This is a genomic window from Vibrio sp. 1978, assembly GCF_033344345.1.
This window is the reverse complement of sequence record NZ_JAWPOP010000020.1, coordinates 40,751-57,789: the sequence shown is the minus strand read 5'-3', so window position 1 is coordinate 57,789 and position 17,039 is coordinate 40,751. Positions and strand designations below refer to the sequence as shown.

Genomic DNA, 17,039 nt, shown 5'->3' with positions numbered 1-17,039 from the left:
GTAACGTGCGCTTCAGGTAAGCACGAGGAAATTCAGAAGTTTATGAGGTGCCCTCCTCAGCAACAAACAACAAATTGACTGTTACTGAGGAAGTTTAAATAAAAAGGTGAGCGCATTACGCACTCACAAAAGTAACTGCTCTGAAGCTTGCTAGGATTAAATTTGCTTCATCGCGAGTTAAAGAGGCGAGGTATTACCCATCGACCTCATGCAGAACACTATACTCAGAGTACAGAAACGAGCGTAAATATATAATATTTAAAAAGATTTTCAACGCGACACATTCACCACAGCACCTGCCGAGCAACCATCACAATCACTTCATACACACCTAAAAGCAACATTGGCCTAGTTATTATAGTTATTCAGCCTTGTATTAAGACGATTCATTAATTCGAGTAACTTATCAATAAAGGCAATTATTTTGATAAATATCACAAAAAGTCCCAAAGAAATAAAGCGAGCTAAACGCTCGCTTTATTTATGCCGCATTTTTTAAAGTTTTGTTATCACTAAAATATCGGTTGTAAACAGCACCTAAGCAGGCTGTTCTTGCGAAACGATCATAGTTAAATGTTGCTAGAGCCTCTTCGGCAGAGGCGGAAAGCTTGTTGGTACCATTTACATAAATCGTCACTACCCCCTCCTTCAGTCCTGAAAGATCTAAATCAGTTGTCCATGAGTCTGAAAGCACGGTAGCCATGCCTGTGGCTTCTGTACCATCAGCGTCGACTGCTTTAATATCTATGAACTCACCATCTTCAAACCGTTCACTGCTACCACTTACTGTCATGCTTTCCACTCCAGTAACATCGTTGATAACGTCTAGGTGTATTGTCGGTGTAATTGGCATGGAGTAAGCCGTGTTCTGACTACCGGTATTCCCTGATAAGTCTTGGTAGTCACGAACAACCAACCCCACATTGAGCTCCGACGTGCTTGGTACCACCACATCACCAGTCCAAACACTTGGGTCCGCGGTTGCCACTAATGAAGTGATCGTGGTACCACCTAACTCCGCCACAGCACCTTGCAATGCTTTATCGAATTCCAGCGTTACCGTCACGCTTTGGCCGATGGCTTGGTGCTCAGGCGTAAACGTCACGTTAGTCAGCGTTGGCAGAGACTGCGCCAGTGTAAAGCTCTGACTTTCACTTACTTCAATGCCCGCTGAGTTCGTCCCCGTCACCATCACAGTATAAGTGCCATTGGTTTGGTGACTCATATCCATCGCGTCACTGGTCCAAGTGCCACCGGCTTGTACCGTTGCACTGCCGCTTTTTAGTACCGTCACGCTGCCTTGAGCTTTTACTTCAAGACGCAGGGACTGACCGTCAAAACGTGTCGACGTGCCTTCGAATTGTAGCGTGGCGGCATGCGTTTCATCCACATTGCCCACTGGCGTGATGGCTAAGGTCGGCGTGATCGGCATGGAGTAAGCCGTGCTCTGGCCACCGGTATTTCCTGATAAGTCTTGGTAGTCACGAACAAGCAACGCCACATTGAGCTCTGACGTGCTTGGTACCACCACATCACCAGTCCAAACACTTGGGTCCGCGGTTGCCACTAACGAGGTGATCGTCGTACCACCTAACTCCGCTGCGGCGGATTGCAGATCTTTATCGAATTCCAGCGTCACCGTCACGCTTTGGCCGATGGCTTGGTGCTCAGGCGTAAACGTCACGTTAGTCAGCGTTGGCAAAGACTGCGCCAATGTAAAACTCTGGCTTTCACTCACTTCAATGCCCGCTGAGTTCGTCCCCGTCACCATCACAGTATAAGTGCCATTGATTTGGTGACTCATGTCCATTGCGTCACTGATCCAAGTGCCACCGGCTTGTACCGTTGCGCTGCTGCTTTTCAATACCGTCGCGCCGCCTTGGGCTTTCACTTCAAGACGCAAGGACTGACCGTCAAAACGTGTCGACGTACCTTCGAATTGTAGCGTGGCGGCTTGCGTTTCATCCACATTACCCACTGGCGTAATAGCTAAAGTTGGCGTGATCGGCATGGAGTAAGCCGTGTTCTGGCTACCGGTATTTCCTGATAAGTCTTGGTAGTCACGAACAAGCAACGCCACATTCAGCTCTGACGTGCTTGGTACCACCACATCACCAGTCCAAACACTTGGGTCCGCGGTTGCCACTAATGAAGTGATCGTCGTACCACCTAACTCTGCTGCGGCGGATTGCAGATCTTTATCGAATTCCAGCGTCACCGTCACGCTTTGGCCGATGGCTTGGTGCTCAGGCGTAAACGTCACGTTAGTCAGCGTTGGCAGAGACTGCGCCAGTGTAAAGCTCTGGCTTTCACTCACTTCAATGCCCGCAGAGTTCGTCCCCGTCACCATCACGATGTAAGTGCCATTGGTTTGGTGACTCATATCAATCGCGTCACTGGTCCAAGTGCCACCGGCTTGTACCGTTGCACTGCTGCTTTTCAATACCGTCGCGCTGCCTTGGGCTTTCACTTCAAGACGCAGGGACTGACCGTCAAAACGTGTCGACGTGCCTTCGAATTGTAGTGTGGCGGCATGCGTTTCATCCACATTGCCCACTGGCGTAATAGCTAAGGTCGGCGTGATCGGCATGGAGTAAGCCGTGTTCTGGCTACCGGTATTCCCTGATAAGTCTTGGTAGTCACGAACTAGTAACGCCACATTCAGCTCTGACGAGTCTGGTACCACTACATCACCAGTCCAAACACTTGGGTCCGCGGTTGCCACTAACGAGGTGATCGTCGTGCCACCTAACTCCGCTGCGGCGGATTGCAGATCTTTATCGAATTCCAGCGTCACCGTCACGCTTTGGCCGATGGCTTGGTGCTCAGGCGTAAACGTCACGTTAGTCAGCGTTGGCAGAGACTGCGCCAGTGTAAAGCTCTGGCTTTCACTCACTTCAATGCCCGCAGAGTTCGTCCCTGTCACAATCACGGTATAAGTGCCGTTGGTTTGGTGACTCATATCAATCGCGTCACTGGTCCAATTGCCACCGGCTTGTACCGTCGCACTGCTGCTTTTCAATACCGTCGCGCTGCCTTGGGCTTTTACTTCAAAACGCAGGGACTGACCGTCAAAACGTGTCGACGTGCCTTCGAATTGTAGCGTGGCGGCATGCGTTTCATCCACACTGCCCACTGGCGCAATAGCTAAGGTTGGCGTGATCGGTAATTCGTGAGCGGTGTTATCCTCACCTATGTTGCCAGTCAAATCTTTAAATTGACTAACAACCAAGTCGACACTTAACAGCGCGGTGCTCGGAACTTGTACATCACCAACCCAGACCTTTTTATCTGCCGTTGCTGACAGAGAACTAATGCGATTTCCGCCAAGCGTAGCGGTCGCCTCTTGGAGCTCTTTATCAAACTCAAGCGAGATACTCACGCTTTGCCCCACGCTCTGATGCTCAGGGTTAAATGTCACATTGGTCAGTTTTGGTAAGGTTCCTTCAACCGCGATATTTAAACTGCTTCCTTTTCCAGGAATGGTGTTGGTACTTTGGTAGCTATCATCCTCTACCTGTATTGTTATGTTTTTATCTTGCTTTTCTGGACTGATGTAATTAACCGTCCACGTAACGTTGTCTGACGTGGACCACGTATCTTGCTTTAACGTTCCTGTTGCGCCGTTATCACTAGCGACAAGGTGGACATCTGAGATATCAAAGTTAGTAACTTCTTCTGTAAAGTTAAACGTAAGTGTAATCTCTTCACCTCCAAAAAGAGGGGCGCTTGAAGCAGTAGATATACTTAGCCCGGGAACGGTTGCCGCTTCCACATGCGCGTCAATAGAACTTTCACTCTTGTTATCCACCTTGTCTGTTGCTGCCACCGTGATCGTATGATCGCCTTTAGGTAACAAATAGCTTATGACATAAGGCCCCGCTTCGGTTGTCGGCTCAGTAATCGCTTGAGGAGCCACAGTGCTGCCACCACTCACCGCTTTTGACGTGACGAGATTTAAATTTTTATCTGTAATGTATGCGCTAATTTCTAGCTGATACTTATCGTTTGTCGGTACCTTAGAAATTTGATTAGCACTTAAGCCCGAAATACTTGGAGCGTCATAATCAACAATAGATTCGATAACCTTTCCATCATAACTTTTGCCCAGTAATTCAAAGCTTGTATTCTCTCTTCCAACTGAGTCCGTCACCGTCACCTTAAGGGTGTATGACCCTTGGTTATCGACGGCAAAGTTCATCATTCCATTACCACTAGATGAGATAACATCACCTGAGTAACGCAAGGAATCACCGAGGCTTGGAATAAGCTCCACAGAATATTGTGAAGCTTTCACTCTTTCTCCTTCCACAGTAGATACCGTAAACGGCTGGCTCGCCTTGGTAAAAAACAGTTTGCCCCCCTGCAAACTCGTAATTCCATCGAAATCAACCGTGACTTTAGGAACACTAATATCAATGACTTTTCTGATGTCTGAATATAGCCCAACACTATCTGTCGCTTTGATATCAACCGTGATTGAACCACGCCCCTCTAACTGAGATTTCGGTAGTTCAAAGTACGTAGATGAACCGTTCCCATCCTCTACTCTTTCTTCTTGATAGCTTGGGTTTAAAATTGAATAGTTTACTTTTGCCAGGCTGCTACCAGTGTCTGTTATGTCGAAACGAAAACGAACATTATCTGGATTTGTTGGCGATTCAGTTACGATAATCTCATCGCCAACACTTGGAGATGTATTGTCAACTTTAATATCAACGGTCGCTTCACCGACTCTCGACCAAACATCCGTTGCTGTAATCGTCGTCCTGATCGTTTTTCCATCCGCATCGCTAGGAAGTTCACTTGTAAATGTTGAACACTTGTAGGTTGGATCATCTGCACACACCTCTAATTGTGCAAACTTCTCCGGATTATCTTTATAGTTGTAGGATTCCGTTCCAAACCTGGCCATCACATTGTCTAGCCTAGAGTTTTCATACAGCTTAATTCTGAACTTGGCGACAAGCTGCTGACCATTAATGGTTGTGTTTCCAACCGGATCAGTAATTTCAACGACTACCGAACCTTTAGGTAATTCAAGCAATAGATCGTGCTCTGGCGTCAAGTTTCCTGCTAAATCAGATAAGTTCTTGATTTTGTATTCTTGAGTTGTACTCAGGCCATCAATAATATCGGCATAGGATTCAGAATACGTACACTTGATATTTCCAACACCTTTGGCACAAGTCGTTGGTGTATAAGCTTTGTTGCCAAGATTACGAACCAACTTTGGATATTCATCTGAACTTTCGGTATTCACGCCTGATAAAGCATCATTGAAAGAGAGCTCAAATGTGAGCATCTTCTTCTTCAAAGCTTCATCAAACCAAACATCACTTCCTTTAAAACTGTATGAGTTACCATCTACGACTGTCGGTGCATCAATATCCACCATCGAGAAATTGAACTTGTTGATCGTTTCACGCCCATTTGTACCCAAGGTTTTAGTGATCAAAGTAACAGGTGCTTTGGTCATGTTTTGCCCAACATTGACACTACAACTGTAAGGTTCTTGCGATACGTTGATAACACCAGAAGTTGGTTGCTCATTAGTTGGTGGCGCATCCAGAGAGTTGTATTCTTCACGAACCCAACACTCTAACGTTTTGGCTTTGACCGCACTCAATGTAGTAAAGGTGACATCAAGAACACCATCAGATAAGTAATTTTGGAAGTCCAGCGGGCTTTCAACTGTTAGAACCACGCCTTCACGCTGTACGCTAAAGGTTTGGTTTACTTTTCCAACCTTTCGGTCTTTTTCATCAAGGTAACGAACTTTGTTATAAACTTTGATATCAAGTTCATAATTACCATCTTTGGCAATTTGTGTAGAAAGCAACTTTGCAATCCAAGTGCCATCTGCGGTTTCTGAGAACGTAAAGTTAGTCCCGTTTTGCTCTCCAGAGAATCTATAAGTTGAGTCAATTCGATCAACGCCACTATCATCAACAATATCAAGCGTAAGTACGATATTCCCATCTTGATAGATGGTGTTGTTTGTAATTGGCGTTCCATCCGTGTAACTCATCGCCAGCGTCACCTGCGGGATTGAGTTGTACACTTTGACGGTAAAATCTTGCTCATCACTGGTTAAGGTTGTGTTGCCACGAACATCAGACCCTTTTAAACGAACCTTGTGTGTACCCGTACCTAAATCACCAAGGCTCACTTTGAGATCCTCATTGATTTTTGTACCGGGAGAGCCAGGTAATGGTTCCAGATCGCTAAACGTCCAATACTCTAGGCTTTCTCGATTTACGCCATTAATTGAAACATCACCGTTTGCATTTAGGTCTAGCGCCGTTAGGTCAAAGACATAGTTACCTAAGTAGTAGTCATTCGCATTGAAACCACTTAATCCTAATGTTGGTCCATCACGATCAAGAATAACCTTGTGCGTGTTAGAACTAGACTCAAAACCATAAATATCGGTTGCTTTTACATACAATGACGTTGTTTTTTCATCTTCAGAAATGTCTATTTTATCTGTGTCACTCTTGATAAGAGACATGACAAACTCTTTAGATGAATCCGTTGGCACAATTGTCTTAATTGGCGAATCTTTACCACTTTGATACAGCGAGACTTGCTCAAGGTCTGAATCGTCTATTACGGATTTAAATCGCACGTTGAACTCACGCCCTATGACATAGTTCTCTTTGGACAATGTGTCTTCAACCCAAGGTGTATTTAGGATGATTTCAGGGCCTTTGTTATCGACTTGGAATGTGAATTTCCCTGTTGTACTGACATTGGCAGGGTAAGCGTTGTCCGTCGCAGTGACGTAAAATTCATTCCATTCATCGTAATCAAATGCTTTTGAAACCAGTTGGACTTTGACGTCAGGCTGTTCACCAACTAGGTATGGTACGTCACACGCCTCTGTTAGAGGGTCACAGCTTTCTAATGTCAGAGCCTGACCAGATCCGCGGCGCAAATCTATTTTTACGTTATTGCCAGAGCTTAACGTCCCCCAATCAATGACAGGTGCCCATTGGTTATTACCACCTAAACGGCTTTGAACCTGCTCACTTTTTACAATAGGGGCTTCAGAGTCGATACGAATATTGAATCTCGGAGCGGTGCTAGTTAACTCTGAAACGGAGTTACCTAAGTTGTCCTCTGCTGCTGCAACAACTAACCAATCTCCATCACCAGGATAAATCGTAGAGCCTTGATTTGAACAAATCTCGCCCGTACATAGTTTGACTTTAAACGCGTCTTTCGAGTTACTTGCAAAGTTTTCTGGTGTGTATGTTACTTTTTCACCGGTTTGCTGGTAGAAAACAAGGCCCCTCGAGGCAAGCTTATCACCAACAATATCCTCAACCTTGAAGGTTAATTCATGAGTATTGTTCGCATTTAAATAAATACCGTTTTCTACAGGTTTACCATCGACATCATTGGGTGGAAGGTAACTGGCCTTAGGGAAATCGTTATCAATAAACACCGATTCTATAAACGGAGATTTACCATTATAACCATACGCATTGCCATGTGGGTCCATAGCACTGGTCTCCACGGCAAACTCTATAATATCTTTTAGTTCACTAGACTGGGAGTTAAGGATGAAGAAGTACTCTTTTCGATAAGCATTGCTGCTGTCTGAGTTTTCTACGATGTTGATGTCCAGTGGTATTTCAATATTTGGCTCATTGGCTTGATACCACATCGTGCTAAACTTCGGGCCGTGAGCGTCGGTTCCTACAATACCAGAAGGATCGTCTAGGACAATTTTAGAAACAACCTCGCCAGCGATATAAAGCCTATTACCAACCATCGTCTCTCTACCGCTTTCAATGGTTAATTTTGGCTGCGGCGGCAAGGTATCGATACTGCTACCCTCTGTATCAAAAATGTTCTTACCATTTAAGTCAGGATTAGCCATCGAAATATCATCAGCATAGAGCTGCGCGATATTGGTCTCAATACCGTATTTGCTCGCCATGATTTCATAATAGGATTGCGCCAGATCTTTTCGGTAAGTTTCAGCGCCAAACGTGTAAGAATCGAGCGTAACTTGACTTCCTCCGGCCCCTATACCATTTGCTTTTCCATCGTAGCTAAAATCATCGTAAATAGCAGATGCAAAATCTAATGAGTTATTTCTTGGCATTCTCTCGGCAATACTATCAATTGCTTCAACAAGGAATCGGTGTAGATAGTCATTTGATGGCTTGTCTGGAATCGCTTTAGTCGTAAGCATTTCATTGGTTGCATAAGACACAACCGTTGGATCAAACCCAAAGAATGAGTTGTTATTCGTACCTGATAACGCGTAGCGCACCTCATCAAGAATTTGAATCGCACGTTCTGAAGTTTTCTCTCCCGCTGTCACTTGATCCCACTGGAAATCAAACAAACCAGTCTGATATGTCGATAGTTCAGTAATATAGTAAGTTTGAGAACCTTTGAGCTTAAAATACACACCAATATTGGCCTTGTTTAAGTCAACCGTTACTTTCTTGGTCCCTGGATCTCTTTTCCATTGGTAATAGTATGGCTCACTACCTTCGATACCAATTAAACGAACACGCATGAAATCATAATTCACTACGTCAGTTGTGGTTTCACAGCTCGCTACGTCAAGAGCCATAGACTGGTCACTTTCCAGTTGCTGGATAGTGGTACAACTTGCAAGTGAAGTGAATTCACCACTTGGGCTCAACCCTTCAAGTTGAGCTCGCGCACCAATAAATGGTGTCACCACTTTTATGGTTGGTAGGTCAAAGCTACTTCTAAAATATACTTCTCTTGGAGTACTTTCGTTATCAGACTCATCGATGGTTTGAATGACTAACTTTTGACTACTGTTTTCTGATACCGATTTAAAGCTGTCACCCAAAATATCTCTTACAAAAGGAATGTAATAGATGACATCCTCTACTCGCCCATTGCTATCTAACAGCGTTTCGTGCGGAATTTTTGCGATGTAATCGTCATCTGATGCCGTTGTATCAATAACTTGCTGAAGTGAGTAGTTGTTATCGTTGTTTTGGCTTACGTAGTACTTGACGACGAGCTTAAGCTTATTAGCGTTGGAGCCTAAAACCGTATCGGTGTTTACGTCTGAAACTTTCACACGAACATAAGGGATTTTATTCTCTTTCAATAAATTAGCGTTGAAGTTACTAAAATCTATCCCTTTTAATGAGTTCTTAATCCCTAAACTTGCGTACGCATAATCAATCTTCAGGAAATCGCGGCTTGCTTGAACATTGTCTGGGGTGTACGTATCTTGAGAGTAGATACCATCGTAAGTGGTTCGTTCACCATCTAAACCCACATTTACGTACGTCATTGACGTACCTTCAGGATAGGTTATCGTCTGTGCTGGCGCTTGATCGTCACGACTTACTGCATGCTGCGCAGAGCCCGTATTGCCTTTGCTATCCCTCGCTCGAACCTCAAAGACCGTCGTAGATAGGAATTCATCAGTTGGGTAAGCCTTACTAAACTCACAAGCATTTCCAGACTCTACAGTGACAGGAGAACATGTGACGCCCTCATGTAAGCCATCTTTAAATGAAATACTGACCGAACTAATCTCTTGCGAGCTTTCTTTTACAACCCCTTTCAGAACGTATTCTTTAAGTTGGTTATTAATTGCACTCGCCGATGTAATATCGATAACAGGCGCATCGTTATCCCATTCAAAGTTGATATGAAGACCCGAATGGCTGCCTGGAATTAACTCATTACCCAGTACATCCGCTGTATATAAGACTAACCGTGCTGCTGTTACGTTTGAGAGCCCTGTGGCAGGGTTCATATCTACACTATCGATCTCTTTGGTATTAATGTTAACTTTAACGTTGGTCTCTCGAAGGCCAACTTCAAAATCATCAAATTCAACCGAACAGAATGTGCTTCCAAAATCTTGTATGTCGTTACATTGAAATTCACCAGACCAAGAGCCATTAATCTGATACTGAATAAAGGCGGATACGTCTTCTACACCGATATCATCAACAATTTTTAGATCAACTTTATCGGTGCCAGCAAGTACATCACGGTCAATGCGTGTCACGATAGGCGCTGTGGTATCGATCTCCGTCCCATCTCGCGGTGGAATGACGCCATCTGTACTGCCATATGTACCTAAGTCATTAAGCTTCTTACTAAAGTCGACATAGTCGGCAGCATCAGTACCAGAAATATTGATACTTGGGTCGTTTACCACGATCAAAACATGTTGAGATAAGTCACGTGTATAAACGTCGCTGTTTATCTTTTTCTGTCCAAAGCTGAGGGGAGTCACTGCTCCGGAAGTCTGGCTCACTTCAAGACCATCAAGAACACCATCTGCAATAACATCCCGATATTGGATGTCAGCGAAGTGCATCGAAGTGTAGACGTTATCGCTGTTGCCGTATTTTTTAATAAGATCGTAAGAGTAAGACGAGTATGCTGTTAATAAAGCGCCGTATTGATGCCCTACACTAGCAAAGCTGCTTTGCCCACCTTTGGTAATATCAATAGGTTTGGTCTCATTTACGTCAAAGCCATACATGCTATTGATACTATCCAAAGCAGTTGAAAAGGCACTTTCATCTGTGGCCCCCTGAGAAATTTTGTACTTTGCCAAGCCTGCTGCCAAGTTCGACAGCGGAGTAAGCATTAACTTTTGCTCACTCCCCTCTTTAAAGTTCACAACACCTTCAAATTTAAGTGTCTTCGCATTACTCACAGATACCGTTTCATTTGTAAACGGATCGGTATAACTCCCCTCTTTTGCAACAACAAAAAGAGGCATTGACGAAGATTCAAACTCTAGCAGATAGTTTCCGAAGGCATCAGACGTTGTGTTAGCCAACTTCCGACCTAAGTTTCCATTTTTGAACTCGAAAACCTCAATCTTGGCGCCATTGACTGGGGCGTCAAACACCATACCGGAAATGCTTCCTTTGCTTCTAGCTGGCGGTGTGTTGTCTCCTCCATCACCACCACCACATGCACTCAATAAAAGAGATGTAAGCGTAAGACCTAATGTTAATTTCAGCGTATTTTTAGCGAACATAGTAATTTGGCAAAATATATTTTCCCGAGATTATATTATTGAAAAATATTTTCTCAACGTGACATTAACACCAACAAAATAGGCATAAACACCAAGCCAACCGTCACTTTGACTGAATTATTAAAATTATTCTTACATCCTATAATTATTAACTTAGTTAAAACAGAGGAATTACTCATGCTTTAATGCTAGTTTTTATTTAAAATATTATACTCTACGCACAACTGTCAGTATTGATAAATCAACAAAACTAATGACTATTTTAATAATAAAAAGGAGTGTGCAAGCTCCTACCGTAGCCTTTATCACTACTGCGTTAATCATATTGATTAGCGTATCGCTTTCTCACTACTTCCTCACTCCTGTGGATAGGCTACCTACCATCAAGCCTTTAGAATTCGAAAGTAAGAATGTGCAGCCACCAATTAATAAGAATACTCGTAGGCAAAAAATCACTATCGGTGTTGTTGAATACTCTTTTGTCGCTTCATTATTAAAATCAGGAGTGAGTCAAAAAGAGATCAACTTGCTATTAGCACTTATCAAAAGCAAGTTTAATATTATTGACTCTATTAAAAGAGGTGATAACTTTATCTTAAGAACTAAATTAAATAGTAAAAATGAAACTTACATTAGTTCTTTTTACTATTTAGGCAGTAAAACTGATTTATTTATTATCAATGATGGTCACGGTAACGTATTTGATGAGCATGGTGTGTCGATAAATAATCAGTTCATGTTTTCTTCACCCTTTGATAAAAACTACAGAGTGAGCTCTGACTATGACTTAAAGCGAACACATCCAGTGACCAATATAACGACTCCGCACTTAGGCACTGATTATGCCACACCTGTAGGTACACCGATTCGTAGTATTGCTGATGGCGTCGTTTTAAAGTCCCGCTACAACCGTTTTGCCGGCAACTACATTAATATCCGCCACACAAATGGCTCTGTATCACGCTACCTACACTTATCTCAGCGCAACGTCCATGTTGGTGAGAAGATCAGCCGAGGACAAGTGATAGGGAAAACGGGTAACACAGGAAGAACAACAGGGCCGCATTTACATCTTGAACTGCACATCAATGGTGTTCCGGTTGATTACGAACGATACATTCAAAGGCACCCAAACACTGACGTAAATATAGAAATGCTGATTGCAGCGAGAAAAGAAAAAGCAGAGTTAACAGCGGAATGGCAACGGTATGAGCAGTCAAATAGGTAACAACAGCCACTTCGATTCGTGTATTCTTCCTACTGTCATTTATCCGCAACTACAGTAGACCATAACTTTGCTCTAAATCACATAAAACCTTTTCAAATAAGCGACTTTTACTGAAATTACATGTGGTCAATAAAAAATGATAATTTATCGATTTTACTGAAATAACCCAAGCATGTTCATACGCATGATGTTTTCTTGGATTTCTGAATCGTGCAAGTTACAGGTTGAGCACTTCTCTTTGCCTTCAATTTTGTATTTCAGACAGCACGTTTCTCGTCTCACGTAGAGCTTTTGAAAGCCATTAAAGGTCACCTTTTTTACCGTGTTTAACTCACCGCCTTTTGGTGTTACCGCGTTAAATAGGTTTTGCTGCCACTTTGATGCCGCTTGCACGTCTAGATCTAACCTGTCATTGGCTAATGGTTGATGCGCAAGTTTAGAAAACGCCAAATCACACGCGTACAAGGCATTCCCCCAAAACACTTTCGGGCTAACTTTCTGCTTTTTGTACAGCGGCACCAATGGCTCAGAGAGCGTCGTAATGAATTGCGCAAGTTTCTCATCTAAAGCCAGTTCTGACTCCACTTGCATCGCGTTTTCGTTACCAGCCTCAAGAGCAAAGAAAGGCGTTGCACTCAACACTTCAATGCTTGCGATACGATGGTCTTCACCAATGGTCAGATACAGATCATCGAGTGTTAACTGCAACACGCGATCAAACACCACACGGTGACCGACCAGCGACGTCAACAAAATCGCGTTGAACACTTTCTGCCAGATAGGCACGGCAAAAGGCAGCTTTGCCTCAATAGAGTTTGCGTAATCTTGCACAACAGCAGGAAAATCACGCTCAAACCATTCACTGGCTTTAATGCCTTTCGGCTGTTCAACAAAACGTAAGCGGAAGAAAGGTTCGTGTCGATTCAAGATGGCTTGCTGCTCGGTGATGCTCAGCGTTTTAACATTCTCAGGCAAAGCCACCAAAGTACGAAACTGATTAAACAGGTTTTCCATTAACGCGCTTCCTCACGAACATAAGCTTTTGGTAAACAGTAAACGTAGCCATCAATGACTTCCATTTTTCCTTCCACTTTAAACACCGATTCAAGGGTCGATTCAGTGAGCACATCCAAAGGCGATCCCTGTTTTAAAATCTGACCTTTTTTCATTAGTACCAGTTCATCGCAGAACTGCGCAGCTTGGCTCAGTTCATGCAGAACATAAACAATGGTTAAGTTGCGTTCCTTGTTCAACTTATCGAGTACTTCGAGTAACTCGAGTTGGTGACCTAAATCGAGATAACTGGTTGGTTCATCTAGCAATAACCACTGTGCTTCTTGCGCCAAACACATCGCCAGCCAAACGCGCTGACGCTCACCACCCGACAACGTACTCACTACACGCTTTTCGTAACCAGACAACCCGACAGAAGCAAGCGACTCAGTCATCACTTCTTGGTCACGCTCACTATTGCCCTGATACCACTTGCGATGAGCAACACGACCAAGCGCAACAAGCTGCTCAACCAATACACCTTCTGGTGCCGTAGGATGTTGAGGCAGAATCGCAATGTGTTTAGCGAGATCTTTAAGCTTCCATTGGTTAAGCGCTTTGCCTTTAAAAGTCACGTCGCCTTTTTTCGCTTTTATCGCACCGGTTAAGGTCTTCATCAGCGTACTTTTACCGCACCCATTTGGACCAATGAACGCCGTTACCTTACCTTCTTGAAGACGGATGTTCACATCGTTCAAGATCATCGTATCGTTGTAGCCTGAGGTGAGCGATTGCCCTTCAAGCCCTTTTGAAGATAGGGTCATTATGAGTGTTTCCTTAACAAGAAGAGGAAAAATGGCACACCAAGCAGTGCGGTAATCACGCCCGCTGGAATTTCGGTTGGGAACAGTAAGTGTTTGGCTAAAACATCTGAAAGTGCGAGGAAGCCAGCGCCGAAAGTCAAAGTCATAAACATGGTTCGCAAAGGATCATTCGCACTGAGCAAACGTGCAATGTGCGGAATCACCAATCCCACAAAACCAATTGGCCCAACGGCTGAGACGGCGGGCGCGGTAATAAATACTGTGCCTAACAAAATCCCCAAACGCAGCAAAGCACCGTTGATACCAATGCCACGCAAAATCGCGTCATCGTAGCGTACCCATTTCAATGGCAAATACACCAAAATAATGAACGCTAAACAGGCCAAGAACCAAGGCAAAAGATAACTCACTTGTTCCCAACCTCGGCCGTACATACCACCCGCCATCCATTGCAATGCGATATCGGTTTTACCCTGACCAATAGTGAAGATTAGCGCCGAACTCAACGCGCCAAGAATCGCCGTGATCGCTACACCTGTGAGTAGAGTGAGACTGGTATTTCCGATTCGGCTAACGATCAAAACAGGAATCGCACAGAGCAAACCACCCGCCATTGAAAACAGCAGCAACGCGCTTTCTGTGGTGATATTCCAATTAAACCAAGCGGGCAACAAAATCGCACAAACAGCACCAAGAGAAGCACCAGCGTTCACCCCTAAAATACCGCTGTCTGCCAACGGGTTTTTGAGGGTGGTTTGCAGCAATAAGCCTGATACTGCCAGCATCATACCCGCCATAATCGCCAGCAAAAATCTTGGTAACGTTAGCGACCAAAATGGGTGGTAAGTACCGCGAGTAATAAACAGTTCACCTGCTTGTCTAAGCTCTGGGTTAGAAGCGATAAACAGTGCAGGAGCGAACACCAGCAAAGCCAAGCAAGGGAATAAGAAACGCGTTTTCATTATTTCCCTCTCAGCTCACGAACAATCAACATAAGAAACCAAGGCGCACCTAAAGTCGCGGTAATGACGCCAATCGGAATTTCCAACGGCATAAGCAGGGTTCGAGAAAGGAGATCTGCTGCGGTAACGAGTGCCGCACCAATCAAAGCTGCACCGCCAAGTCCCAACCCCATCATGCGAGCGAGATGAGGGGCAACAAGGCCAACAAAACCGACAGGACCAAATGCACCAACCGCAACCGCAGTAAGCACGACAGAGACAAAACCAAACGCCAATCTATAACGGTTAATCGCGATACCTAAACCACGAGCAACCGTGTCATCCAGCAGTAAGTAACCACGCTGTCGATGTGTCACCGCAAGCAATATAAACGCAGGAATGACGGTATAAACAAGCGGCGTAAACACCGACCAATTCGCGCCTGCGTTACTGCCCGTTAACCAGAAAAACAGTGACTCACTGTCTACGCGATCCGACAGAAGAATGTAGGTCACCGCTGCTTGGCAAAACGCACTCACGGAAATGCCAGCTAACGCCAAACGCGCTGGTGTGACGCCCTGTTTCCAACTAATGGATAAGGTAATGGCACCGCCAAGCAAACCACCTACAATCCCCCAAAACAACGTTGGCAATGGCAGCAAAAACATGGTCGCCGTCAACACGCTAAGCGCTGCGCCAGACATCACACCGGTCAGGTTTGGAGACGCTAACGGGTTGCGAACGATGTCTTGCATGAGCGAGCCGGATACCGCCAACGCCGCCCCACCAAAGAGTGCGATCAAGGTACGAGGTAAACGTAGTTCCCAAAACACTAAAGATGCTTGGCTGCTTGAATCAGGAATCAAAAACGCCATGATCTGCTGGGCATCAAAATGGTAAATGCCACTCGACAAAGACACATAAACCACAGCTAGTAACAAAGCCGTCGCCAAACTGCGAACCATCACCGCACTTGGTTTGGTTATCCTAAGAACATGAGCCATTGATCACCTCATAAACTCGTTCAACAGAAGGCGCAGGGAAAAGATCGGGATACACTTTGTGGGCGATATCCATCGCGACCCAAATTCGTGAAAGTGGCCCTTCTGGCTCTCGCCATGTCATATCAACCAAGTAAACTCGATTGTTCTTCACCGCTTTTAGGCTTTGCCAAATTTTCGATTCGGTAAATTGTGGCTCGGCGTTCTGGTACATAAAAATCACATCGGGATCGAGTTTTACCAACCACTCAAGACCCACTTGCCCAGAAAAAGGCGTTTTCGTCGCGTACGGCGAGTCACCATTCGCACTTCGGATATTCAATTTTTCCATAAGAGCAACGGACATAAAGTGTGAGTAGTATGCTCGCGGAGTGACGCCTGCACTTGTCAGAAATAAACCAGAAAACTGTCTATTACCGAGCTTTGATTGCATTTCATCAAGAAAAGTCTGAAAACACATATTTAGTGATTTCCCTTGCTCTTCTCGCCCCATTGCCATGCTTGCACGCTCTACCGCAGAAAAACTGTCTTCTAAAGTAATCAAATCAAAACCGAGAGGCGGTGCGATTTCGACGAAGCGCTGATAGTAAGGCTCTAACATTCGCCCCAAACCAACAACCAAATCTGGCTTCGCATCGTACAAAGCTTCAAAGCTGGTTCTTGAACGATTACCAAGACTTGGCACGTCATTTAAAGCAGAAAGATAAGGAGGAAATCCACCAGGATAATCGGATACACCAACAGGCTTCTCACCCATTGCTATTACTAGCTCTGCACCAAAAGTAGACACGCTTGCAACACGCGGGAAATGGGTCACATTCGACGTCGAAATAGTATGGTCTAGATCATCGACAACTGATGCGTTTAATCCACTTGCATAAGCAAGCTGAATAGACAGCATTTGGCTAATTATTGAAATGATAACGACTGCTGTAAAACTGCCCATTAAATTACAAATGATAATTATTGATATTTACATTACTTCTTTGCGTGCTAGACTACCACGTAATTACAAAGTGCTCAATAATC

Annotated in this window: 7 protein-coding genes; 1 reads left to right on the top strand and 6 read right to left on the bottom strand. The window is 44.4% G+C overall.

All coding sequences use genetic code 11. From position 1 onward, the window contains the following. Nucleotides 1-481: 481 nt before the first annotated feature. Entirely contained in the window at nt 482-11,023 is a 10,542-nt protein-coding gene (locus tag R8N49_RS18000; RefSeq protein WP_318190032.1) for a tandem large repeat, read from the bottom strand. Nucleotides 11,024-11,276: 253 nt separating this feature from the next. On the opposite strand from R8N49_RS18000, the gene R8N49_RS17995 reads away from it, so the two are divergent. Next, nucleotides 11,277-12,251, top strand: coding sequence for a M23 family metallopeptidase (locus tag R8N49_RS17995; RefSeq protein ID WP_054865523.1), 975 nt, complete (start codon nt 11,277-11,279; stop codon nt 12,249-12,251). A gap of 153 nt (nt 12,252-12,404) precedes the next feature. On the opposite strand, the gene R8N49_RS17990 is transcribed toward R8N49_RS17995, so the two are convergent. Genes R8N49_RS17990 through R8N49_RS17970 form a run of 5 tightly spaced genes read right to left on the bottom strand, consistent with a single transcriptional unit; the run spans nt 12,405 to nt 16,956 of the window. Next, nucleotides 12,405-13,265, bottom strand: coding sequence for a (2Fe-2S)-binding protein (locus R8N49_RS17990; protein WP_186585426.1), 861 nt, complete (start codon nt 13,263-13,265; stop codon nt 12,405-12,407). Beyond that, nucleotides 13,265-14,068, bottom strand: coding sequence for an ABC transporter ATP-binding protein (locus R8N49_RS17985; protein WP_186585428.1), 804 nt, complete (start codon nt 14,066-14,068; stop codon nt 13,265-13,267). The genes R8N49_RS17990 and R8N49_RS17985 overlap by 1 nt, the downstream gene beginning before the upstream one ends. Next, a complete protein-coding gene (locus R8N49_RS17980) occupies nt 14,068-15,030 on the bottom strand; it encodes an iron ABC transporter permease (RefSeq protein WP_318190031.1) in 963 nt (320 codons plus the stop codon). The genes R8N49_RS17985 and R8N49_RS17980 overlap by 1 nt, the downstream gene beginning before the upstream one ends. Next, nucleotides 15,030-16,013 carry a FecCD family ABC transporter permease gene (locus R8N49_RS17975; RefSeq protein ID WP_186585432.1) on the bottom strand — a complete coding sequence of 328 codons (984 nt, stop codon included), beginning with the start codon at nt 16,011-16,013 and terminating at the stop codon, nt 15,030-15,032. Before R8N49_RS17975 ends, R8N49_RS17980 begins: the two co-directional genes overlap by 1 nt. After that, nucleotides 15,997-16,956, bottom strand: a complete 960-nt coding sequence (locus R8N49_RS17970) for an ABC transporter substrate-binding protein (protein ID WP_047101249.1) — start codon at nt 16,954-16,956, stop codon at nt 15,997-15,999. The genes R8N49_RS17975 and R8N49_RS17970 overlap by 17 nt, the downstream gene beginning before the upstream one ends. Nucleotides 16,957-17,039 lie beyond the last annotated feature (83 nt).